The organism is Sphingobacterium faecale (assembly GCF_016746095.1).
GTDB classification, from domain to species: Bacteria; Bacteroidota; Bacteroidia; order Sphingobacteriales; family Sphingobacteriaceae; genus Sphingobacterium; species Sphingobacterium faecale.
Genome location: NZ_JAERTY010000009.1, coordinates 24761 through 48638, shown reverse-complemented (window position 1 = coordinate 48638; position 23878 = coordinate 24761). Strand labels below are relative to the sequence as shown.

Annotated in this window: 16 protein-coding genes; all 16 read left to right on the top strand. The window is 40.8% G+C overall.

From position 1 onward, the window contains the following. The first annotated feature begins 265 nt into the window (after nucleotides 1-265). The 16 genes from JKG61_RS15975 to JKG61_RS15900 all read left to right on the top strand — a co-directional run bounded on the left by JKG61_RS15975 (nucleotide 266) and on the right by JKG61_RS15900 (nucleotide 23747). Complete coding sequence (locus tag JKG61_RS15975) at nucleotides 266-808, top strand: TetR/AcrR family transcriptional regulator (RefSeq protein WP_202103955.1); 543 nt, start codon at nucleotides 266-268, stop codon at nucleotides 806-808. Nucleotides 809-986: 178 nt separating this feature from the next. After that, entirely contained in the window at nucleotides 987-2690 is a 1704-nt protein-coding gene (locus JKG61_RS15970; protein ID WP_202103954.1) for a glycoside hydrolase family 3 protein, read from the top strand. A 296-nt stretch (nucleotides 2691-2986) separates the two neighbouring features. After that, nucleotides 2987-4414, top strand: a complete 1428-nt coding sequence (locus JKG61_RS15965) for an L-serine ammonia-lyase (RefSeq protein ID WP_202103953.1) — start codon at nucleotides 2987-2989, stop codon at nucleotides 4412-4414. Nucleotides 4415-4452: 38 nt separating this feature from the next. Beyond that, nucleotides 4453-5025, top strand: coding sequence for an RNA polymerase sigma factor (locus tag JKG61_RS15960; RefSeq protein ID WP_202103952.1), 573 nt, complete (start codon nucleotides 4453-4455; stop codon nucleotides 5023-5025). A 125-nt stretch (nucleotides 5026-5150) separates the two neighbouring features. After that, nucleotides 5151-6188, top strand: a complete 1038-nt coding sequence (locus tag JKG61_RS15955; RefSeq protein WP_202103951.1) for a TlpA disulfide reductase family protein — start codon at nucleotides 5151-5153, stop codon at nucleotides 6186-6188. A 12-nt stretch (nucleotides 6189-6200) separates the two neighbouring features. After that, nucleotides 6201-7346, top strand: a complete 1146-nt coding sequence (locus JKG61_RS15950; protein ID WP_202103950.1) for a FecR family protein — start codon at nucleotides 6201-6203, stop codon at nucleotides 7344-7346. 10 nt (nucleotides 7347-7356) lie between these two features. Further along, nucleotides 7357-10758, top strand: a complete 3402-nt coding sequence (locus tag JKG61_RS15945; protein ID WP_202103949.1) for a SusC/RagA family TonB-linked outer membrane protein — start codon at nucleotides 7357-7359, stop codon at nucleotides 10756-10758. Between the two features lie 3 nt (nucleotides 10759-10761). Further along, on the top strand, nucleotides 10762-12249 hold the full coding sequence (locus JKG61_RS15940; protein WP_202103948.1) for a RagB/SusD family nutrient uptake outer membrane protein: 1488 nt from the start codon (nucleotides 10762-10764) through the stop codon (nucleotides 12247-12249). Nucleotides 12250-12254: 5 nt separating this feature from the next. Then, nucleotides 12255-13028, top strand: coding sequence for a DUF4843 domain-containing protein (locus tag JKG61_RS15935; RefSeq protein ID WP_202103947.1), 774 nt, complete (start codon nucleotides 12255-12257; stop codon nucleotides 13026-13028). A 24-nt stretch (nucleotides 13029-13052) separates the two neighbouring features. Continuing rightward, nucleotides 13053-14519 carry a PKD-like family lipoprotein gene (locus JKG61_RS15930; RefSeq protein WP_202103946.1) on the top strand — a complete coding sequence of 489 codons (1467 nt, stop codon included), beginning with the start codon at nucleotides 13053-13055 and terminating at the stop codon, nucleotides 14517-14519. A 314-nt stretch (nucleotides 14520-14833) separates the two neighbouring features. Next, nucleotides 14834-15655 (top strand): MBL fold metallo-hydrolase, encoded by an 822-nt coding sequence (locus JKG61_RS15925; RefSeq protein WP_202103945.1) that lies wholly within the window; start codon nucleotides 14834-14836, stop codon nucleotides 15653-15655. Between the two features lie 48 nt (nucleotides 15656-15703). Then, nucleotides 15704-17020, top strand: a complete 1317-nt coding sequence (locus JKG61_RS15920; protein WP_202103944.1) for a chloride channel protein — start codon at nucleotides 15704-15706, stop codon at nucleotides 17018-17020. After that, entirely contained in the window at nucleotides 17017-17568 is a 552-nt protein-coding gene (locus JKG61_RS15915) for an RNA polymerase sigma-70 factor (protein WP_202103943.1), read from the top strand. Before JKG61_RS15920 ends, JKG61_RS15915 begins: the two co-directional genes overlap by 4 nt. A 52-nt stretch (nucleotides 17569-17620) precedes the next feature. Next, the gene (locus tag JKG61_RS15910) at nucleotides 17621-18727 is read left to right on the top strand and encodes a FecR family protein (protein ID WP_202103942.1); all 1107 of its coding nucleotides are present in this window, start codon (nucleotides 17621-17623) and stop codon (nucleotides 18725-18727) included. 125 nt (nucleotides 18728-18852) lie between these two features. Then, a complete protein-coding gene (locus JKG61_RS15905) occupies nucleotides 18853-22416 on the top strand; it encodes a SusC/RagA family TonB-linked outer membrane protein (RefSeq protein ID WP_202103941.1) in 3564 nt (1187 codons plus the stop codon). 11 nt (nucleotides 22417-22427) lie between these two features. Beyond that, a complete protein-coding gene (locus JKG61_RS15900; RefSeq protein ID WP_202103940.1) occupies nucleotides 22428-23747 on the top strand; it encodes a RagB/SusD family nutrient uptake outer membrane protein in 1320 nt (439 codons plus the stop codon). Nucleotides 23748-23878 lie beyond the last annotated feature (131 nt).

The window sequence follows — 23878 nt, the reverse complement described above, 5'->3', positions numbered from 1 at the left end:
TTCTTGATGTTTTGGTACAATATTAAGTGTTTTATTTGTTAATTACTGTTACAGTGTATTAAACTTGCACTAACTTTTTAAAAAAAAATTCCCGTCCGCTCTCAGATGATTATCGAGACAAGCAAGGTGGTGAGATAGTTAGCAAGCTTGTCATTGGGATAGAGTTAATCTTTTCTTAAAATGGGGTAAAATGACATTTTGGTTAAACCCCGCTATCGTATTCTGGGTCTAAAATCAATATCTTTGTGCTGTTCTAAACTGTAATATGAAGGAAACCACGTTAAGTAGAAAGGAGAAAATTTTGCAGACCGCATTAACGCTGTTTGCAGAAAATGGGTATGCGGCTACTTCTACTAAGGAAATTGCTGCACTTGCAGGTGTTTCAGAAGCCTTGATTTTTAAGCATTTCGGGAACAAGGATACCTTGTTGGCCCACTTGATAAAGTCGGGGTACAGAAGAGTATTGCAACATCATAGAGGGATGATGACCTACAAAAATGCAAAGGATTTTTTAAGAACGATGATATTTCTTCCCAGCAAACTGGTCTCGGATGAACCCCTGTTCTGGAAGTTGCAGGAACGATTATCCCATACGCCATTTTCAAGGCAACAACACGAACAGTTTATGAAGCCAGTGCATCCTATTATACAGCGTGCTTTTGAAGAACTGGGATATACAGAGCCAGAATTAGAAACACAGTTTATGCTTCTTATCATTGATATGTTATGGAAAAAAGAAGCCTGTGGTGATATAACGAATGCCCTAGATCTGGCGATTATGCTAGAACATAAGTATAATCTAATTTAATGCGTTTTTGTGCGCTATTTGGTAAAACTTTTGCAAATTTTGCGCTACTTGTGTATAAAAGTATTATTTTAGAGCCTTAATAAAATAAAGTTATAATGGTGGCAAAGTTTAGCAAAGAATACGCCATAACTTATTAGTACTTTTATAACTTCTATAACTTTTATATAAAACAAATAATATGTTGAAGTCAATTATAACCAGTGCATTTTTGTGCGGTTTAGCAATGGTAGGATTTGCACAGAAAAAACCTGCTTTTGTTCCTTTTATCAATCAGCAGCACCAGTGGGTGGATTCGGTTTTTAATAGTTTAACCCCCAAAGAACGTATTGGACAATTGTTTTTGGTTCGTGCGCATACTAATTTGGGCCAAAAATATATAGACTCTGTAGCAACTGTGATCCAAAAGGAGCAACTTGGTGGATTAGTCGTTTTTCAGGGTGGGCCTGTACGTCACGTGGATATGTTTAATCGATACCAAAAGCTTGCAAAGGTACCTTTGTTGATGACATTTGATGGAGAATGGGGCTTAGGGATGCGTTTGCCGGACTCAACACAATCTTTTCCCTATCAGATGACATTGGGGGCCATTCAGGACAATAGTCTGATCTATGATATGGGCCGTGATGTGGCAAAGGACTTTTTACGTATTGGTATGCATTTCAACTTTGCACCTGTAGTAGACATTAATAATAACCCTAAAAATCCGGTGATCAATTTCCGGTCTTTTGGAGATAATAAAGAAAACGTTGCGCGCAAGTCCAAAGCGTATATGGATGGAATGGTCGATGGCGGTATTATTGCGTCTTTAAAACACTTTCCAGGACATGGGGATACCGATGTGGATTCACATCACGATCTGCCGCAGCTTAATTTTTCTAAGAAGCGCCTAGAAGAACTGGAGATGTATCCATTCAAAGAATTGATCAAGCAAGGAGCTCCAGCAGTAATGGTGGCACATATGAATATTCCTGCATTGGACAACACGCCTAATATGCCTTCTTCGATATCACGTAAAGTCGTTACAGATTTATTACGCAATGAATTAGGATTCAAAGGGCTTGCTGTGACTGATGCAATGGATATGAAAGGGGTGAAGAAATTTTTCCCCAACGGCGAAGCCGATGTAATGGCGATCGAAGCTGGGCATGATTTGTTGGAAGTTTCGGAAAATAGTGCCCGTGCTATTGATCTGGTAGAAAAAGCAATAAAAAGTGGAAGGATTAAACAGGCTGAACTTGATGCCCGTGTAAAGCGCGTGTTGGCTGCCAAATATTGGTTGGGTTTGAATAATTACCGCCCGACAAATCGAAATGGCTTAGTTGAAGATCTGAATAGACCGGCGACAAAGTCGTTGATTCAGCGAATGGCAGACGCTTCAGTAACCGTTTTAAAATCGAACAAACGTATACAGTCCTTTGATCCCCAGCAAGAAACAGCTGTGGTCAGTATCGGAGTAGATAAGGCTCAGGATTTCGAAAAAGGATTAGGTCTGCAATTGACACAAGGGACAAACTATTATATTAAAGGTAGTGAGACACAAGAGGAGTTGGACAGCTTATTAAAAGTAGTCAGAGATCATAAACAGATTATATTAGCGATCCACGACAATCGTTCCCGCCCGCGCAGCGAGTTAGATGTAAAAGAGCCGGTAAAGAAATTTATTGATAAAATAGCCGGTAGACGTACCGTTACTGTTATGTTTACCAATCCATATGCCATCAATTCCGTTGACGTAGCACGTAGTGCATCGATCATTCTAGCTTACCAAAATGATGATTTTATGCAACGTGCGGCATTAAAAGTATTGTTGAAGCAGATCAAATCAACAGGAAAATTGCCCGTTACAGTTAGCAAAGAATTCGCTTACGGAAAAGGTATTTAGATCGTAAAGTCATTAGTTTATGAAACCGTAAAATTGTTAAAAGAATAACAGTTTTACGGTTTTCTTCTTTTACCCCCTAACCTAATCCAACTTCATAACTTGTTAACACGATCACTCGATAACCTCCACAACTCGTTAACATGATAACTTACCTCCCTACCGAAAGAATTCTCAAAGACCAGCTCCAAAAGCACCGTATTGTAAACATTTTCTTCTTTTGCTAGTGCTTCTTTTTATTTCATTCATATTAATGATAACTTTGAACCTGATTTATAAAATAGACTTAAGTTATCGTAATGGCACAAGAGCAAATTTCTGTATTTGATATGTTTAAAATAGGTATCGGCCCGTCGAGTTCGCATACCTTAGGCCCTTGGAGGGCAGCACAGCGTTTTGTACAGAAACTTGTAGATACCGCTGTTTTTGAAAGCGTGCAACAGGTCAATATTCTTCTGTACGGCTCTTTAGCTAAAACAGGAGTAGGGCACGGTACAGACATTGCTGTTTTGCTGGGCCTCAGCGGGGATGATCCGGTGACCTTTGATGTGTCGCAGGTAATGCCCAAAGTGGATCGTATAAAGCGTGAAGGAAAACTGGTCCTAGGCGGTAGCCGTCAAATAGATTTTAGCTATGAAGAACAACTACTTTTCTTATTTGATCAAAGCTTACCCTTCCATCCGAACGCAGTGACATTTCAGGCCTTTTTAAACGATGGTAAAGCGGTTTCAGAGACCTATTATTCGATCGGTGGAGGTTTTGTGGTACAGGAGAATGATTCTGAAACCGTACTGTCCGAAGTCGATCTTGCCTTTCCGATAGAGTCCGCACAACAACTCATGAGTGCCTGTATGCGCACCGGATTGAAGATTTCAGAGATTGTATTGGAAAATGAGTGTGCGTGGCGCTCGGAGGAAGAGACAAAAGCAGGGATTTTACGGATTTTCCAGACTATAAAAGAATGTATCTATAAAGGTTGCCATACTGATGGCGTATTGCCTGGCGGGTTGCATGTGGAACGTCGGGCCGCAAAGATGAATAAGCGTATGCTCAAAGGACGTGAGTACAACAACTATGAGACATGGATAGAGGCTATACGGCAAGGAGGGCGAGACTTTGGCTATATTTTAGATTGTGTAAGCTGTTTTGCATTGGCCGTCAATGAGGAAAATGCATCCTTCGGAAGAGTAGTTACAGCGCCAACAAATGGGGCAGCGGGAGTTATACCAGCGGTATTGCAGTACTACATTACCTTCCATGATGCATTTGCCGATGATAAAGTTATTCAATTCGTCGCTGCAGCATCAGAGATAGGTTCTATTTTTAAAAAGAATGCAACGATATCTGCAGCTATGGGAGGCTGTCAGGCCGAGATAGGCGTGTCATCAGCGATGGCGGCAGGCGCATTGACCGAATGTTTAGGCGGCTCTCAGCGTCAGGTATTGATGGCAGCAGAAATCGCTATGGAACACCATTTGGGGCTTACCTGCGATCCTATCGGCGGATTGGTTCAGATACCATGTATCGAACGTAATACGATGGGTGCTATTAAGGCTATTACGGCTGCACAACTGGCATTACAGTCTAATCCTGATAAAGCCAAAGTAAGCTTGGATGCGGTGGTCAGTGCCATGTGGGAGACAGCACAAGACATGAATGTCAAGTATAAAGAGACTGCAGATGGTGGCCTGGCTGTAAAAGTACCGCTGAGCTTGCCAGAGTGTTAATGTAAAAAAAACTATATTTGCTCCATTGATACAATTATATGTCTAACCTGGAGCATTTATTGGATGAGGAGCTGTACGCTTTAATGTTGGAAGACAAGCGTGCAGCTTTTCATGTTATATACCAGCGCTACAAGGCTGCCATGTTGATATATGCCGCAAAGCGGGTTCCCCTAGAGATAGCCGAAGATCTCGTTCATGATGTTTTTATTCGCATCTGGAACAATCGCAACGAGATCGAAATCAGTGAAAAATTTGCCGGTTATCTTTTTAAGTCGCTGCGACATATGATTATTGATCATATGGCCAAAGACGCTAATGCCCAGAAATATCTGGATGCATTGAGTACATTTGCCGAGACCTATTCCATGGATAGGGCAGACGACAAGTTAAGAGAAGCACTCTTTCTCGAAGGAATCCAATTATTGTTACAGCATTTCAATCCACAGTACCTGGAGATATTCAAATTGCGTATAGAAGGATATAGCAATCCCGAAATTGCAGAAAAACTAGGGCTGTCCGAAAAAACTGTCCGAAACCAGTATTCTATTATTCTAAAGTATCTAAAAGATAAACTGCCGTTCCTGCTTATTTTACTGTTGACAGCCAGATAGTCGTCCTCCAACGACAAAAAAATATTTTCTTTTTTTCGGGACAATCTTTTCGCTGTCCCGTTATAGTATATAGAGCGTTTGGTAAAAACCTCTAAAACTAATCAAATGAAAAAAAACCGTTTATAATGATTCAACTTTGTCGATTTCTACTCCCAGCTGTATTTTGCTCGCTGTTTTTTTGTTCTCAAGGGCAGGTTTTTGCGCCTTTCATCATAAATGGAGTAGGCAAATCGGGAGATGAGAAAGTTTACTTGATGTATTATGCTTTTGACGGAGACAATCAGATGATTGACTCTACAACAGTAACTAATGGTAAGTTTTCATTTCATGGACAGATAGAAGGGCCATGTTATGGAGGCGTATTGTTTGGATCTGATTTTAATACGGCCTCACAAAGATGGGCCGATAAGAAAAATAAATGGTTTACGCTGTTCAAAGGAGAAACGCTTATTTCTTTTGAGGATGGCAAAAATCAAATACTCGGTGCTAATAGAGGTTTGGAATCGGAGCGTGCTTTTGAACAATTAAAGAAGGAGAAGGGAAAACATAATGCCTCTCTGCTGCTAAAGGAATTTATCGCGGAACATCCAGATGATGTGTATAGTTTGTACAAATTTAAAGAGTATGTAGGCCATAGTAAGAATTATGACGAAGCAATTGGTCTGTATAATCTACTGGGAGCAGATCTGCAGCATTCCAATGTAGGAACAAAATTAAGACACCTCGTGGAGACTTTTAAAATAATGCCTGGCGTTACAGCAGAGAACTTCAGCCAAGAAACACCGGACGGTAGATCCATAAGCCTGACCGATTATAGAGGCAAATACGTATTGATTGATTTTTGGGCGTCTTGGTGTGTGCCCTGTCGTAACGAGAACCCTACGCTCGTGAAAGCTTACAATCGATTTAAAGCTAATAATTTCGAAATATTGGGTATTTCGCTGGATAATAAAAAGGAAAATTGGTTGGCAGCTATTGAGCAGGATGGCTTAAGCTGGAAGCATGTTTCCGATTTAAACGGCTGGAAAAACAAAGTAGCGATTCAATATGGAATAAGGGCTGTGCCTTCCAACTTTCTGATTGACCCGACAGGCAAGATTATTGCACAGAACCTAAGAGGAGAAGAGCTGCTCCAATTTTTAGAGAATATATTGAAAAAGTAGATTATCCGCTAGATGAAGATAGATAATGATATTCTGAAAAGATACGCAGAAGGGAAGTGCTCTTCGCGAGAACAGGCATTGGTCGAACAATGGTTTGAACAGTACCAGCGAGAAGGAGCAGGAGAGGTGTCTGGAGAAAAATTCTTGGAAAGACTGACATCGTTAGATCGTCGTACCCATGGTGTCAAAGTCAGATCGCTTTCTTATTGGAAGTGGGAGGCTGCCGCCGCAGCTGTTTTGCTCGTTGGGATGTTGACTATGTTAAAGTTCAATTTTTTTCGAATCGAAGAAGTTCAGTTTTTTGCATTGGAGGAAATTAAAGCCCCTCTCTCGTCCAACGCTATCGTCGTATTGGAGGATGATACCGAATATAGTTTGGACAGTATACGTGTCGGAGATACGCTGTCTGCAAAAGGATATTTGATTACCAAGTTGGCGACTGGAGAATTGCATTATATTACGAATGCAGGGGAGACAGATGCCGTCGTTTACAATACACTGCGGACCAAATCCGGAGGTATTGCCTTTGTCAAACTGTCTGACGGTTCTTTGGTGTGGTTGAATGCCAATTCCGAGTTGGTCTATCCAATAGATTTTAAGGGGAAAGAACGTGAGGTACAACTGAAAGGGGAAGGCTATTTTGAAGTAGCTAAAGTAAACACGGATGCTGGACAGCGAGAGCCATTCTATGTGAGAGGAGATAAGCAGAGTATAAAAGTCTTGGGAACTCGATTTAATGCCAACTTTACGGATGAGCATATAACAGCTTTATTGGAAGGCCATGTGGCTATTGCAGATAAGGGAACTAGCGTCGGTGGAACCAAAGATATTCAATATGCGACCCAATTGAAGGCCAATCAACTCTATCAAAATGGAAAGGTCCGTACCGTGGATCATATCGAAAAGTATATCGACTGGAAGGAGGGGTATTTTGATCTCAATGGGTTGACACTATATGATCTGGCAACAAAGTTATCCAGTTGGTATGGTGTAGAGATAACGGTCGACAGTGGATTGGAAGGTCACCGTCTTTTTGGAGGAATTAACAGGAATAAAGATTTAAAAGAACTATTGGAGTTGGTCGCTCAGACTTCTCCTATAGAGTTTTATTTAAAGAATAATAAGGTATATATCAACAAAGCTAACACTAACAAATAATCTAATCTGAATGAAGAAAAATTTTTACCGCTATAGCCTAAAAAATGGCTGGCGGGAGCTCCAAAAAGACATTGGAAGAGGTACTGCTATGCTTCTGTTTAGTGGGGTTTTTATGGCAAATGTTTTAGGCGGTGCCCTTGCGCAGACTGTTACATTGAAAGAACAGAAAGCATCATTGCATCAGGTTCTGGAGAAAATCCGCAAACAGGCGAATGTCGATTTAATTGGTGACATGACACTCCTACAGGGAGCAAAGCCGCTTAACATTGACATCAGGAATGGAGACCTCAAGGCTGTCCTGAAAGAAATATCGGCAAACCAACCTGTAGAGCTTTCCTTTCAGAACAATACAATCATTGTAAAGAAAAAAGCGACTGCTCCAGCAAAGACTGTCAGCAGTGTAGAGGCTGTACAACAGACAACAGTTCAACAGGAGTATAGCTTAGTAGGTACGGTGACTGATGAGCAAGGCAAGCCACTAAAAGGTGTGTCCGTAAAATTACTCAACTCTAGCAATTGGGCGAGTACCACTGGAGAAGATGGTACATACTCCGTGCGGACAAATAAACAAGCACAGGTACAGTTTTCGATGCTGGGCTATGAACCTCAAACTGTAAAAGTCGATGGACGAAATCATATCAATATCATCCTCAGGCAAAAAGATAACGAAATCGAAGAGACAGTTGTAACAGGGTATACTAAGGTAAGACGAGAAAATTTTACTGGAGCTGCAACAGTGGTGACACGAAAAGAGTTAGAGAAATTTAACTCAAACAATATCTTCACCGTCTTACAGGCGCTTGACCCTTCCTTTAAAGTGGATGAGCGCGTAGATGTAGGATCTAACCCCAATGCATTGCCTCAGATTAATATCCGCGGTGTTTCCAGTGTAGGAGAATATTCGAACAGTAAACCGTTGATTATCATGGATGGGTTTGAGGTACCTATTACTACTTTGTATGATATAGATGTGAACCGTATTGAGTCTATTTCGATTCTGAAGGATGCCAGTTCGACGAGTCTATATGGCTCTAGAGGGGGGAATGGTGTTGTCGTTATCGAAACACGCTTGCCCAAAGATGGGAAGTTTACGGTGACTTATGATATGAAGCCCTCTTTCAGTATGGTTGACCTCTCGGATTATAATTTAATGAATGCCCGGGAAAAACTGGATTATGAAAAATTTGCTGGCCTTTATCGGTCGAAGGGTATAAATCCTGACTTTAATCATATTGAACAGGAGTTCTACGATAACCTCTTGACAACCCGAGAAAGAAACATACAAGAGGGAGTAGATACCTATTGGTTGAAGCAACCCGTCAGAAATACCTTTTCTGTCAATAACAGTTTACGTATGGAAGGTGGTGGTGCTGGAGTGCGCTATAGTCTAGAGGGAAGTTACAACGATTTTAAAGGAGTGATGAAAGAATCTGGAAGGAAGAGAGGTAACGCCGGTTTTACTTTGATATACCGTATTCCAGATGTTATCACTTTTAGAAATGTAGCTACTTATATGAATACCAAGGAGTATAATAGCCCATATGGTAGTTTTGCCGCCTATACGGAGCTCAATCCCTATGAACGAATTTATGATGCAAATGGAGGTTACAATATTCGTTTTGGCGAACTGGGACCTTGGTATAGCTGGGGGGCGACATTATTCAACCCCTTGTACAATGCCAGTCTAGGTTTTAGAAACGTAAATCTAACACAAACACTACAGAATAACACGATGGTGGACTGGTATATTTCACCCAATTTTATTCTACGAGGATCGGCGATGATGTCCCGCGCGACAATCCAAAGAGATAAATACACTTCCCCCTTTCATACCCAATACGCTAACATTGTTGATGCCAGTCAAAAAGGACAGTATGTATTCGGAAATGATGCGCAGACTAAGTTTGAAGGAAAACTCGATATGCAGTACTCTAATATGTTTGGAAAACATCAAATCGTTGCCAATGGTATAGCGGAGCTGCGTACGCAAAATGAGGAAGGTAACTCCGTGACAATGAATGGCTTTATCGATGATCGTTTTATGACACCACAAATGGCCTTGCAGTATGCCGCAGGGTCGCTGCCAGAGTCCACTTCGCGTCCTGTACGTTCGGTAGGGTTCTTGGGGTCACTTTTTTATACCTACGATAATCGGTATAATGTAAGTGGAACTTTACGATCCGATGGAGCATCCATCTATGGTTCGCAAAATCGCTTTGGTACATTCTGGAGTGCAGGTTTTTCTCATAATATGCACAATGAAGAATGGTTTAAAAATGACATTGTTACGCGGTTCAGATGGTATGTCAACACCGGTACTTCCAGTACGATTAATGACTTTAACGTAGGTATGGTCAGTACGTCTTATCGGTTCATAACAGGTAGCAATTATTATAATCAATATGCAGCTATATATTCAGGACAGGGAAATCCGGCGGTGAGATGGCCAGAGCAACAAGAAAAAAGCATCGGTGCAGATATAGGTATATTAGGTGATTTTTTGAAGTTGAATGTTTCCGTCTATAATAAAACCACCAATAGAATGATATCTAAAACCACTGTTGCACCATCTTATGGCTTTGCAGATGATTATTTCTTCCAAAATCTCGGAAAGGTCCAAAATAAAGGAGTGGAAACAATGGCTAATATGAGAGTATTGAATAATACGGTAAAAGATATGAGTTGGTATATATCATTAGGTGTTGCTCAGAATCGCGGAACACTAAAGGAAATTTCCAATGAGTTGAGAATGATGAATGAATCCTTGGTGAAAAAAGATGAAAAAGGAAATGTTATCGCACCGTCTAAATACTATCAAGAAGGAGAATCTTTGAGTATTATCCGAGCAGTCCCATCGCTCGGTATAGATCCGGCAAATGGTAGAGAGCTGTTCTTAGATCGTAATGGTGATGTAACCTATACTTGGCAAGCTAACAATCAAGTGGTCAGTGGAGATGAAGAACCAGATTTATTTGGATCGGTAGGTACGGCTTTTAACTATAAAGGTCTTTCGATACAACTCTATGGCAACTACTCCATAGGGGGCGATACTTTTAATAAAACCTTAATGAACAAGATCGAAAACAACAATCCATATAAAAATGCAGATAAGCGTGTCTTAGAAGAGCGTTGGAAGCAGCCTGGAGATCAAGCACTATACAAGGCTATAGATGACCTTACCGCGACACAACCATCAAGCAGGTTTGTTCAAAAAGAATCGTTTCTAAGACTATCCAGTATTAATATAAACTATTCTTTTAGCAATGTAACCTTACAGAAATATAAATTAGAAAGGCTACGGTTGAATTTTTCCATGAATGATGCCTTTCGTTGGAGTACCGTTCGTATGGAAAGAGGTGTAGACTATCCTTATGCGCGTGAGTTTAATCTTGGTTTAATGATACAATTTTAACTGATGAAGAAAGTATTGATAGCAATCGCTCTGCTTGTAGGTTTAAGTAGTTGCGAAAAGTTTTTAAATGTAAACCCGATTAACAAGGCCTATGAGGAAGACCTATTTAAGGACAGGTCTGGTTTTGAAGCGGCATTGGGTGGTGCTTATGAATCGCTGGCAAGCGATACCTTGTACGGAAGGGATATGAAATATGGTCTCATGGAAACGTTGGTAGGTTCATATTCTTCGTTGAGTGCTGGACATAAATATTACAGACCCTCTAGATACGAATATAATTATGAGGAGTCGAAAAAGTTTATCAAGGAGATATGGTCTAAGTTTTATAAAACTATAAATCAGGTGAATGTAATCCTTAAGAACATTGATCATATTCAATCGGATCCAAGCTATAATCTAGTAAAAGGAGAAGCCATTGGCTTAAGAGCATTTGCGCATTTCCAATTATTGAAACTGTTTGGACCTTCTTTCGCAAATGAAGGAGGCGCAGGTCTGGCAATTCCCTATAAGACGGAGGTTTCTTTTCAAGGTGTAAAGTTTTCTACCGGGAGTGAGGTGATCAGGTTGTTGAAAAAAGATTTGATAGAGGCGCGTGCGTTGCTTGAAAATGATCCGATAAGAACGCAAGGGAGAGGTGAAACGCAGAATCAATTTGACTATGAAAGATATAATAGCTTGATTGATTATAGAGTGATTCGGATGAACTATTATGCGATTATAGCATTACAAGCTATGGTTGCACAGTGGGAGGGGGATCTCGCTGCGGCAGGTACATTTGCTGAAGAATTAATTGCTGAGGTGGATAAATTGAAAAGTATTCGCTTAGCTATAAATACGGATTTTGCATACCTGGGTAACGTCCGATTACCTATGGAAAGTGTTTTTGCATTGTTTACGAATAAGCTGGCAACCTATGTGCCAAAAAGCTTTGTAGCCTTGGAAAGTTCTACAAGTGCCGGCACTAGTCCGTATTTGTTTCCTAATTACAGCTGGTTGAATACTAACCTTTATAATAAGAGTGGATCGGGATCGACTAATGATAATCGGTTGACTAATTGGTTCAGTAGACCAAATACGAGTTATCCTTGGAAGTTGTCCAAATATCTGTTTGACTTTACAAAACCTTATACCGATAAATCGTATAAAATTTTTTATGAGAACAAGGTGATATCGCTGCATACCATATATATGATTGCCGCTGAGAGTTATGCCAGTACAAATCCGACAAAATCTTTTGCGTATTTGAACAAAGTTCGGAACGCAAGAAATATAACGACAGATCTTTCTTACACTTCAAGCACAACAGAGAAAGAGACAAAGGATTTGATTTTTGATGAAATGCGAAAAGAGAATATTGCAGAAGGGTATTTATTTACGGAGTATAAGCGACTCTTTAGAGCCATAGATCGTTCTCCCATAGTGCAGCCCAAGAAGGAAATATTTAACCTTCCTATTCCTGATGATGAATTATTGTTCAATCCTCAAAATTAAATAAGATGAAAAGTAATTTTATAATAATATGCCTTCTGCTGTTGACGATGCTAGCCTGTAAGGATAGCCATAATATGTTAGAATTTGACATAGCCGACAGTTATGTATATTTTGCTTTACCAGACGATAATACAAAATCTGTTGAGAGATATATTGACAGTACCTATTATAGCTTCTCATTAGATGAGAATATTGCGATAACAGAAAAGATATTAAAGATTCCTGTACATATAGGTGGTACCGCTGCAGATAAAGATAGAATGTATGCCTTGGTAGTCGACGGAGCTTCGCAATATGATCCAGATATGATAAAATTGACATCGCCAGTTATCAAAGCGGGTAAATACAACGACACACTTTATGTGACGGTGAAGCGAGATCCGTATCTGTTGACAAATCAAATGGTATTACATCTGGGGCTTCAGGCAAATGATGACTTTAAAGTCGGCAATGTACACAATAGTACGATGAAAATAGTTGTCGATGATATCCTGAGAGAGCCTAAATGGTGGAACACTTGGAAAAATTATTTTGGCCCATTTAAAAAAGAAGTCTTTCAAAAATGGATGCAGCTGTATTATCTTGGAGCGGACCCATCCCCTGAGTTGGGTGGTAATAATCCAGGGCCATTTTATTACTGGGACAATATGCCTTCGTATGCAAATGCGGATTCGTATCCAGTTACCTTTAATTATATAACAATATTAAAGCAGTTTTTTGAGAACAATGTAGTATATCCTAACGGAGATACAACGCAGGAGCGGATCTTATTGCCATAAGTTTTGTCTTTTTTATTAAAATCAATGATGAACAGAAGTAAAGTTACATATATATTGACCGCCCTGCTGCTATTGCTGGGGGGGTGTTCCAAAGATCTTGGTAATTATAATTACCAAGATGTGAATAAGATTGAGATTTCGGGAATATTAGAGGGAGATCACACTACAAATAGGATTTTCGAGATCCCTTATAAGGATACACTGACATTGAATCCTTCGGTGGTCGGTACGTTATCTCAAAATGATATGAGTAATCTGGAATTTAGTTGGATGGTAGATTCGATTAAAGTAGCGGCAAGCAAAGACTTGGTATATGTTGCTGATAAACGGTATGGTAGAATCAATGCAGAATTTTCTGTTTTAGATAAATCAACAGGACTCACTACCAAATATAACTGTTTCTTCAACGTAGTAAACCCTTATAAATGGGGGTACTATGCATTGACAGAAGATAAGGAGTATAACGCAGCTATATATTGTCTGTCGACAATCAGTAAATCACCTAAGTGGGAATCTATATTTATGCCAACCTATCCCGAGCTGGGTAAAAATCCGATAACATTAAGCGGAAGGAAGCAATATGGTTCTTCTGCAAGTGACTTCTATAATATCCTGACGCTAGGAGTTAAGGATGCGGTTAATCCGGTTGTGGTTATCGATTCCAGAGAGTTTACGCCGACATTGTTTTATAGCTCATCCAGTTATTTGGGTACGGGAAGTTTTGTTTTTAAACCAACCCAGGTAGTGACGGACCCGCTTGATAAGATGGTATATGTTGTCAATAATGGCAAGTTCCATGTTTTACAAAAAGGAATCATTCCCATTGGTGCGTTCGAGCAGTCGGATTATGAAATTGCTCCCAATGGTATTGCCACTCCTTTTAGATATGGAAAATACTTTATGAGTATTTACGACCAAAAAAACAAGAAAATCAGGGTTTGGGGCAATGGGATGTCTGGAAATAGCTTTGCATATACCCATGATTATGAAAATATACCAGGCATAAGTCTTCCCGATGGAAAGGAGTTCTTGGCTTGTAGTTTCGCAGGTATACCTTCGATAAATCAAATATACCTGTTTAAAGATGGTAATAACTTAACATCATATCGATTGGATTATGATGCTTCTTATACGCCTAGTCAGTTGGTCATGCAAGCGACTGGATCAATGCCTGCCGCTGGTAATATAGGTTACGTATTCTACGACATTATGACCGATGTTTGGTATATGACAGTAGGTAATACCATTTATTCCGCATCCTATATGGGTGTTCAGTTTCAAAAGTTTTTATCTCTGCCTGTTTCTGAAAAAGGAAGTATTGTTAAGTTTAAGGCTTTCGACGGCAAGATTATGGTCGCGGTCAATGATTCATCTGCTGCAAAGCCGGGATCTATTTATATTTATAATGCAAAAACAATGCAATTAGAGCAATCCTTTCCAAATATCTTGGATAAAATTGTGGATGTGCATCTTGGTATTTTAGAGGATTAATAGGTATAAGGATGATTTGTTAAAGTGAATTTATGCTTTTATAAGCTGCTATTCGGTTATTTCAAGTCGGAACAAAAGCCTTAGCGTAACAAGCTAAGGCTTTTTTCTTTACTTTTGTGGGTATGAAATACTCATGTTTAGCGAAACACAAACACCCATGAGTATTCCGTATGGCCATTAAAGAAAAAATTAAATACATATGAAATATCTATGTAGCAGAACTGCGCAAACACCAATGATGTAATTTGGATATTCCATATGACAGATAAAAGACAAACCGAGCTTGCGAGCTCATCGAAGATAATTAAATACATATGAAATATGCCGCAATAGCTTCAGGGTCGAACGGGAACTGCTACTATGTAGCCAAGGGAGAGGATGTCGTATTGGTCGATATAGGAATCAATACCAAGCATGTGGAGCTACGTATGGCCAAGTTGGGCTTATCTCCTGTTGGGATCAAGGCTATTTTCATTACCCACGAACATGGTGACCATATCCGGGGCCTTTCTGTATTCTGCAAGCGGTACCAAATACCAGTCTATCTGACAGAGGGAACATACAAAGGAACCAAGCTCAGGTTGCCGGAGCATTTGGTACATATCATCCATGCCGATGCGCGAACCGCCGTCGGAGAGCTGACCGTAATCGGTATTCCCAAATATCACGATGCCAAAGAGCCTTGTAGCTTTGTGATTACTGATGGTACGACCAATGTATCCATCTTAACCGACTTAGGGCGAGGTTGTGACAACGTGAAGCATGTCATACAGCACTCGGATGTATTGTTGTTGGAGTCCAACTATGACGAGGAGATGTTGCGTACAGGACGTTATTCTTATTACCTTAAAAATAGGATCAGTTCCGGTTGGGGGCATATATCTAATAGAGAAGCGCTGGAGTTACTGTTAGAAAACAGAAGCCCACGACTCCGGCACCTTATCCTAGGGCATCTGTCCGGAGAGAATAACACCGTGGATATCGTTGAGCAGACCTTTGCACCCCATTGTGAAGAAATTGAACTGTCCATTGCGCTACGGACGGAAGAAACACCGCTGTACGAATACGTGCCGGTCATGCAGACTATATCCAGGTTTGTGTACGTAGAACAGCAGATAACGTTGACACAGTTTTAAAAAAGTCCCTAATAAGTTTTAACTTTGCACGGTCATTTTCAACGCAATATGTTAAAACAACAAACATTTCGGAAGCGTGTCATTCGTTACAACTATTTCAAGCTTTTTCTTTCCGTCGTCCTTGTTAGTCTAATATCCTGTATATTGGCTTTTAGTCTAAAACATCTGACCGAGTTTTTTCAACACTATATCTATCATTATATTCAGGGACAACAGGTCGCTCTATTTATTCTATTGCCGTCAATCGGGATTACAAGCATCTACTTTCTACGCAAGTATGTGTTTCAGAATCGTAAGAACAAAGGGATTAAGGAGATCTATACCACGTTAGAAACGCGAAAAGATCACCTGCCGTTCTTTAAGATCCCGTCTCATTTTATCAATGGTTTTTTGACAGTCATCTTTGGGGGATCGACCGGAGTGGAGGTGTCTACGGTGGTCGCTACCGCGACAGTAGGCAATCAGGCCTATAAGCGGGTACATTCTGCTTGGGCGTTTAAGACCGAGCTGATCTGTGCTGCAGTTACTGCCGGTGTTACCGTACTGTTTGGAAGTGGAATAGGTGGCTTGCTCTTTGCTTTTGAAGTCATCGCACGCCGGTTTAGCAAAACACTTTTATTCAGCGGTATGGTGTCGATGATTTTGGCCTATGCATTCGTCTATTTTTTTGATAGTAAGCCGATCTTGCCTTTTGAGGTGACACACTGGAACCTATCAGCCTTGCCCTATATATTTCTGTTGGCGATATTGGGAGGGATTTTGGCGCTTTATTTCACCAAGTTGGTCATCTATGCCAAGCACTATTTTGGCGCGATCAAAAGCAACTTTATCCGAGTCAACCTAGGGGCGATAACGGTAGGTGCTTTAATCTTCTTCCTACCTCAGCTCTATGGCGACAGTTATGCTGGGCTGCATGAATTGCTCACCTGGGGACAGCTCCATCCGATGAGCCAACTGACATGGCTTCCTTTATTACTATTGCTATTTCTTAAGCCGCTGGCCGCATCATTGACACTGGGTGCTGGTGGAGACGGTGGCGTCTTTGCACCGAGTATCGTTGCGGGAGCCTTCCTTGGGATGTTATTTGCTCAACTGTGCAACCATTGGTTCGGTACAGAGCTGATCCTGCTTAATTTTGCACTGTTTGGTGCTGTGGCGATGCTCTCTGCCGCTATACATGCACCGTTTGCGGCTTTGTTTATCATCATGAGTGTCGTTCCTAACGGTTTACAATTGTTTATCCCTTTGCTGATCGCCAGTATTATTGCTAAAATCTTTGCCAAATGGGTATACCCCTATAATGTATATACCCATAAAGAGGAACATTCCTTATCTTTACCTACTGCATTTCCTCAAAAGCAATGAAAACCTATAGCGGATATAGCGACGAATACTTGTTCTCCTTGGCTCAAAATGGAGACAATGTTGCTTTTGATGTGCTTTACGAACGCTTTTTTCCTATATTATATGTACACGCCCTTCGCAAGGTAGAAGATGCGCAGGAAGCTAAGGATCTGGTCCAGGACACATTTACGGCTTTATATCAGAAAAGAGAGATTATTGGAGAGTTACAGAATTTTTCCGGATACCTATATGTGCTTTTGAAGAACAGGGTCCTTAACTTTTTAGAAAAGAAAAATGTACGCCGTAGCTATTTAGAAAGTCTGGATCAGCAGCAAAGCTACAGCTCCGTTGAGGGCTATCTGTTCGAGAAAGAGTTGAAAGCGCAGATCGAAGAGGGAATAGACCTCCTTCCCGAGAAGATGCGACTGGTATTTGAGATGAGCCGATTTGAACATCTCAGCCATAAAGAAATAGGCGAACAGCTCAATATCTCCGATAAAACTGTAAAAAGACAGATTGTTAATGCCTTGAAAATCATACGATCCAAAATTAATTTACTTTTTTTCTAAAAATATCTACACCCCTTGTCCGAGCTACCTGTCTTATCTCAAAAGACAAGTTATGGACCACAACTTCCAAGATTTACTAAAGCGATATAACGAGGGCAATGTCTCTGAAGAGGAGAGAGAACAAGTAGAACGTTGGTATCTCGCTGTTGGAGAAAAACCTAAGTCAATCGATCAGGATATTTTACAGGACCATTATACGCAGGGACGCGAAGAGATAAAGCAGTTGTATAAGGTCCGAAAACTAACTCCTGTGTGGAAGCAGATTGCCTCTGCCGCTGCGATATTGACCCTTATAGTTGGCGTTTACCTTATGAGGAATACCACTCAAGACACACAGCAGCAATTGGTTTCTATCGATAGCATTCTGCCGGGAGAGGAGACAGCCGTTCTGCGTACAGATAATGGGCAGGAAGTCGATTTGAAGGCTATGCTTGTTGGTGCTAGACTTAATAAAGGAGGAATGGAGATTATAAAGCTGGCTACGGGAGGGATACAGATTCGAGAGCTAGAAAATGGAGGTGAGGAGATCGAGCCCAGTGTGATAAAAACTCCGAGAGGAGCTGAGTTTGAGGTTACGTTGCCGGATGGTTCTTTGGTAAAGCTGAATGCTGATTCCGAGTTGAAATTATTGGCAGGCTACAATAAAAATGAGAGAAAAGTTGATCTTTTTGGGGAAGCCTTTTTTGATGTTCAAAAATCAAATAAACCTTTTATTGTGAGTACGGCGAATCAAAAAGTAACCGTGTTGGGAACACAATTTAACATTAAAGCTTATGCTTCCGAGACGGAGACCACGACCAAATTATTGCGTGGAAGTGTCAAGGTGAGCAATAATGGAACGGGTAAGGAGATTATGATGAAACCAGGAGATCAAGTCGTCAACAAAGGAAATGAACTACTGCTCACATCGAGAGAGAAACAACAGGTCGATTGGGTGAATAAAGAATTCGTGTTCAATGAAAAAACTGCTGAAGAACTGATGAATGATATTGGGCGATGGTACAATCTAGAGGTAGAATTTGAGCGTGAAGATCTAAAAGAAAAACGTTTTACAGGAAGTATCCCACGATATTCAACATTCACTAAGGTTGTAGCGGTATTAGAGGCTACAGATGTTTTAAGTTTTAAAATCGAAGGAAGAAAAATAATTATTAAATAACAATAACTAACCATTGATAGGCAAAAGAAGAGGCCAAATATGCTCGAACATATCTGACCTCGATGGCTGTCAATATTTAATACTATGTCGTGAGAACTAAATAACTAACAAAACCAATCAAATTTATGAATTACAAAAGAGGAATACTAATGAAAATCCATTTAGTATGTGTCCTTATTGGAGCTGCACTTTTGCAGACTAAGGCTGCTGTGTATGGACAGTTGATCAATGTTAGCGCCAAGAATATATCATTTAAGGAGCTGATTCAGAAAATTGAACGACAGTCTAGTTATAGATTCGTTTATGAAGATGAACTCATACGCTCCATGCGGGCTCAAGATGTTAGTTTTGAGCAGAGGGACGTTCGAGAGGTGCTGAGCACATCGATCGGAGACTTACCTATCCAATACGAGATAATCGATAATACCATTATTCTGAAAAGAGGAACAAGTCAACAGCAATCCAAAGAAATTGTTGGATTTGTATTTGACAAAGAAGGAGTTCCGCTACATAATGCCACGGTGCGTGTGAAAGGTACATTTCGGGCTTCTGCCACTAATGAACAGGGGCGGTTTGCTATCGGTGTCCTTCCGGCCGACAAGTATATCGAGGTATCCATGTTGGGGTATCATACCAAAGAATTGAGTGTCAATACTAACCTGACCCATATCGTTCTCCATGATGTACAATACGCGTTGGATGAATCGGTCGTGATCGTACAAACAGGGTACCGCGCATTGACCGATGCCCAATTGACAGGAGCTGTAGCAAATATTAATCGGGAGGATTATGATCAGCGTGTTGCGGTAACGGGCGATTTCCTAGAGAACCTAGAAGGTAAGCTGGCTGGATTGGTTTACAATCCCCAGTCCAATGACCTTTCCATCCGCGGTGTGTCCACATTCGATGCAGTACGCAAACCATTAATTGTATTAGATGGTTTCCCTACCGAGATTGATATACAGAATATTAATCCTAATGATATCGTGTCCGTCAACGTATTAAAGGATGCCGCAGCAGCCTCCATCTATGGTTCACGTGCTTCCAATGGGGTTATTGTAATCGAAACCAAACGTGGTAAGATGGGGGGAGCAAAGTTTAATCTTCGTGCAACCACAGCGATACAGCCACGTCCAGACTTTAGCTATATGAACTATGCTGGTTCAGGAGCATTGGCATCTATCTTAAAGGACAATCTTTTGATTGACAAAACAGCTGTAAGGACGGAATATACCGGAAAGCTAATGGCGTCAACACCTGTGCATGAGGCCGTATTTGATTTCAAGGAAGGTAAGATTACGCAGACCGAAATGGACGCACGGGTAGCTGCTTTGGGCAATTTTGATAATCTACAGCAGTATAAAGAACTATTCTACAGGAATGCATTGACTAATCAAGTCGATTTTGACCTGAGCGGAGGTTCGGACAAGCATACTTATCTCTTAGGTGCTAACTACCTGGGGGAGCGGGGTGATTATATCGAGACGGATAACAAACGTATTTTGCTAAACTTTGCCTCAACACATAGTTTAAACCGATTGATGTATCTGGACTTCAAAGGAACCTATCAAAATCGAAAAAGTAACAGTCCTTATCGGCAGGTGGGGATCAACGATTTCCAATCCTATGAAAGATTAGTGGATGATCGTGGCGATGCATTACCGGTAATATGGGGCGTAAATACCTTCGGTGGCAGTAGCCGGTTTTCGAGTATCATCCCCAGTAATAACGATTTGAACATCGAGAACGGGCTCTACGATCAGCTGTATTACCCCTATGCCGATGTCTTTAGGGCAAATAATAACACCAATACTTCGGCTGTCCGCTTTCAGGCGAGATTGAATACCAAGATTACCTCTTGGTTAGACTTTGATTTTGGAGGAGTCTACGAAGATGAACGTAATTTACTCAATAGCCTGAAGCAGGAGGACTTTTTTGATATGCGACGGTTAATGAATTATAGGGCATCCAAGGACCCTGTTACTGGACGCGCAATATTTGACCAACTCCCAAAGGGGGACCTGCTATCGAGAGACAATGAATCTATCAAAAGCTATACCGTACGGGGACAGTTAAATTTTAACTACAGCAATCCTTCTAAAGACCATCAACTGTCTGGTGTCGTAGGCTCTGAGATGCGTCGGATCGAAAACAGTAACTATCTGACCTCCGTATTCGGATATGATGGACAGACATTGATATATACGCCTATCGACTTTACGGCGTTCAATGCCAGCCAAAAACCTGCTTTCGATACCACATTGCCAAATACTTCGATACCTAGTGTAAGTTACCAAAATTATTTTGGTGAAAATTACGATGACAGACGTTTTGTATCCTTCTATGGCGATGCGACTTATTTATACAAGAACCGTTACGCATTGACGGGGAGTATCCGTACCGACCAATCCAATTTATTTGGGACGGATCCACAATATCGGTACAAACCTTTTTATTCCCTCGGAGCGAATTGGAGTATACATCAGGAGGAGTTTATGAAAGATCTAGATTGGGTTTCATTGTTGAAAATCCGTACGGCTTATGGCGTGAATGGAAATACACCAACATCAGCTAATGGCAAATACCTTATTCTCAATTCAGATATAAACTATACTTATTTTCCGTTCGAAAAATATTACGATGTACTATCACCAGAAAATAGCTCTATGCGTTGGGAGAGAACAGCCACCTACAATGTAGGTTTGGATTTTGCGTTATGGAAATATCGCTTGTCAGGAAGTTTAGATTACTACCGCAAAAACTCTACTGATGTTATTGGTCTATTGAGCTCAGATCCGACTTCTGGATTCAACTCCTACAATGCTAATACGGCGACTATTGTCAATAACGGCTTTGAGATGCAAGTGACATCAACGAATATCCAACATTCTGGTTTCTCGTGGAAGACACAGCTTACAGGCTCTTTCAATTTTAATAATGTGAAAGAGGTAATGACCGCACAGCCTACAGGTATTGAGGCTCAGGTACCTTTGGTATCACAGATTGAATATGTGGCGACTAGGCCTATAGGTGCATTGTTTGCCTATAACTATGTAGGACTAAATGAGAAAGGGCAGCCCGAAATTATAGATAAGAACGGCGATCGCCGTATGGTAAGTACTTCGGCGAGTGGAGGAAATACGGAGATTACTATCGAAGATATGCAGTATATGGGGACTACTGCGCCAAGACATGTGATCGGGTTGAACAACCAGTTTAGTTTAGGACAGTTTGATCTATCTTTTCTGTTAATGTACTACGGTGGCCATGTCATGCGTACGCAGGCTCCAGACCCTTATGTTACCAATAGGTCATTCCTAGAAGAAGGATTGAATTATTGGAAGCAGGCTGGTGATGAGGCTACTACGGATATACCTGGATTTATGGTGGTGGGATCACCCAATTATTTTAATACCTATGCGAAGACAGGGTATACGTATGCCAACAAATTCGTGAAGAAAGCAGATTTTATACGGTTACGGGATATCGTGTTGACCTATCGGCTAAAGGAAGATTTTACAAACAGATTCAAACTGTCTAATACGATGGTTCGTTTTCAGATTCAAAATCCGCTCAAGTATACCTTTAGTGATAATAGTATAGATCCGGATGCCATAAATAGAGCTACCGGGGCTCGCTCATTGCCGAGGCAGGCGATGTACAGTATTTCTTTATACACTAATTTTTAATGGACCAACACATGAACTTTAAATATATATTAGGATTGATTTTCGCAGTAAGCTTGTTCTCAGCCTGCGATAAATATTTGGATGTCGAGCCCAAAGGTATTGTGATACCAAAGCGTTTTGAGGAATTCAATGGGATATTAAATGCAGCAGTCAATACCGATTGTTATCCCGATTATTTGGTATACGCTACGGACGATATCAATGCCTCTTATTCTCCGGTAGCACAGGACCCAATTGCAAACGCTTACTTCTGGAAATCAATTATCGATGTAGATAATGATGCAACACCTGCAATCTGGGGATCGCTATACCGACAGATTTATAACGCCAATATTATTATTAATAATATCATGGCTGTAACCGATGCCAGCGAAGCACAAAAAAAACGTCTATTGGGGGAAGCTCTTGTCGAACGGGCAAATGCACACTTTGTACTTGTTACTGCTTTTACCAAAGCATACGATCCAGTCACAGCAGGTAGCCTGCCGGGTATTCCTTGGGTGACCTATACGGATGTGACTACAAAGACTCCAGATCGTTCGACCTTGCAGGCTACCATGGATAAGATTGTCCATGATCTCAAAGAAGCAGAAGGCTATCTTGATGCGAATCGGCTGAACAAAGTACGGATTAATAAGGCAGTAGCTCAAGCCATATTATCCCGGGTAAATCTGTATATGGGAGATTTTCCTGAAGCAAAAAAATATGCAACACTAGCGCTGCAGGAACCACACGAAATCCTAGATTATAATGCGTATGAGTACCCAAGCCAGGAAGAAGATCCAGAAATGCTTTGGTTGAGGACTGCTACAGATTATACCATGAATTATTATGTGTATTATTCCAATGATCTGCTCCATCTTTTTGAAGGAGATGACCTAAGATTGTTGTTACTAGCGTATGATCTTGGTGATGGTCTTTACATGCGTGGAGAGAACGGTTGGGGAATGTATGGCATACGTTTTTCCGAGTTAAAACTCACCCAGGCGGAAGCGCTGGTACAGGATAATGATCTTGGAGGTGCCTTGGATATCGTTAATGAGCTCAGGGCTTTGCGGATAGCCGACTACGCCTATGAGCCATTGGTGTCGTCCAGCAAAGCTGAGGTCATGAATTGGGTGATTAATGAGCGTAGAAGGGAGTTGGCATTTAGTTCTGCACGTTGGATGGATATGAAACGTCTGGCAAAATTGGGACTAGGATCAAAAGCTACACGACAGTCTTCCGATCATGAAGATCTGTTAAGTATTGATCCGGCGAACTACAGTTTCACGTTCGAAATTCCATCACGTGTATTGATGCTCAATCCGGGGATGCCAAAGAATTTTTAAACTGAAGAGAGTGGTCTACCAAGAAAGTAGACGTCATTCAGACCGTAGTGGAGGAATCTATGGACTAAAAAGAGTTAGCTCCTATAAGTTTTTAGATTTCTCCGCAAGGTCGAAATGACGGTGCAGTTTAC

Excerpts from the sequence above, each read along its gene's own strand:
- JKG61_RS15975 (WP_202103955.1), top strand. The coding sequence starts at position 266 with ATGAAGGAAACCACGTTAAGTAGAAAGGAGAAAATTTTGCAGACCGCA.
- JKG61_RS15970 (WP_202103954.1), top strand. The coding sequence starts at position 987 with ATGTTGAAGTCAATTATAACCAGTGCATTTTTGTGCGGTTTAGCAATG.
- JKG61_RS15965 (WP_202103953.1), top strand. The coding sequence starts at position 2,987 with ATGGCACAAGAGCAAATTTCTGTATTTGATATGTTTAAAATAGGTATC.
- JKG61_RS15960 (WP_202103952.1), top strand. The coding sequence starts at position 4,453 with ATGTCTAACCTGGAGCATTTATTGGATGAGGAGCTGTACGCTTTAATG.
- JKG61_RS15955 (WP_202103951.1), top strand. The coding sequence starts at position 5,151 with ATGATTCAACTTTGTCGATTTCTACTCCCAGCTGTATTTTGCTCGCTG.
- JKG61_RS15950 (WP_202103950.1), top strand. The coding sequence starts at position 6,201 with ATGAAGATAGATAATGATATTCTGAAAAGATACGCAGAAGGGAAGTGC.
- JKG61_RS15945 (WP_202103949.1), top strand. The coding sequence starts at position 7,357 with ATGAAGAAAAATTTTTACCGCTATAGCCTAAAAAATGGCTGGCGGGAG.
- JKG61_RS15940 (WP_202103948.1), top strand. The coding sequence starts at position 10,762 with ATGAAGAAAGTATTGATAGCAATCGCTCTGCTTGTAGGTTTAAGTAGT.
- JKG61_RS15935 (WP_202103947.1), top strand. The coding sequence starts at position 12,255 with ATGAAAAGTAATTTTATAATAATATGCCTTCTGCTGTTGACGATGCTA.
- JKG61_RS15930 (WP_202103946.1), top strand. The coding sequence starts at position 13,053 with ATGATGAACAGAAGTAAAGTTACATATATATTGACCGCCCTGCTGCTA.
- JKG61_RS15925 (WP_202103945.1), top strand. The coding sequence starts at position 14,834 with ATGAAATATGCCGCAATAGCTTCAGGGTCGAACGGGAACTGCTACTAT.
- JKG61_RS15920 (WP_202103944.1), top strand. The coding sequence starts at position 15,704 with ATGTTAAAACAACAAACATTTCGGAAGCGTGTCATTCGTTACAACTAT.
- JKG61_RS15915 (WP_202103943.1), top strand. The coding sequence starts at position 17,017 with ATGAAAACCTATAGCGGATATAGCGACGAATACTTGTTCTCCTTGGCT.
- JKG61_RS15910 (WP_202103942.1), top strand. The coding sequence starts at position 17,621 with ATGGACCACAACTTCCAAGATTTACTAAAGCGATATAACGAGGGCAAT.
- JKG61_RS15905 (WP_202103941.1), top strand. The coding sequence starts at position 18,853 with ATGAATTACAAAAGAGGAATACTAATGAAAATCCATTTAGTATGTGTC.
- JKG61_RS15900 (WP_202103940.1), top strand. The coding sequence starts at position 22,428 with ATGAACTTTAAATATATATTAGGATTGATTTTCGCAGTAAGCTTGTTC.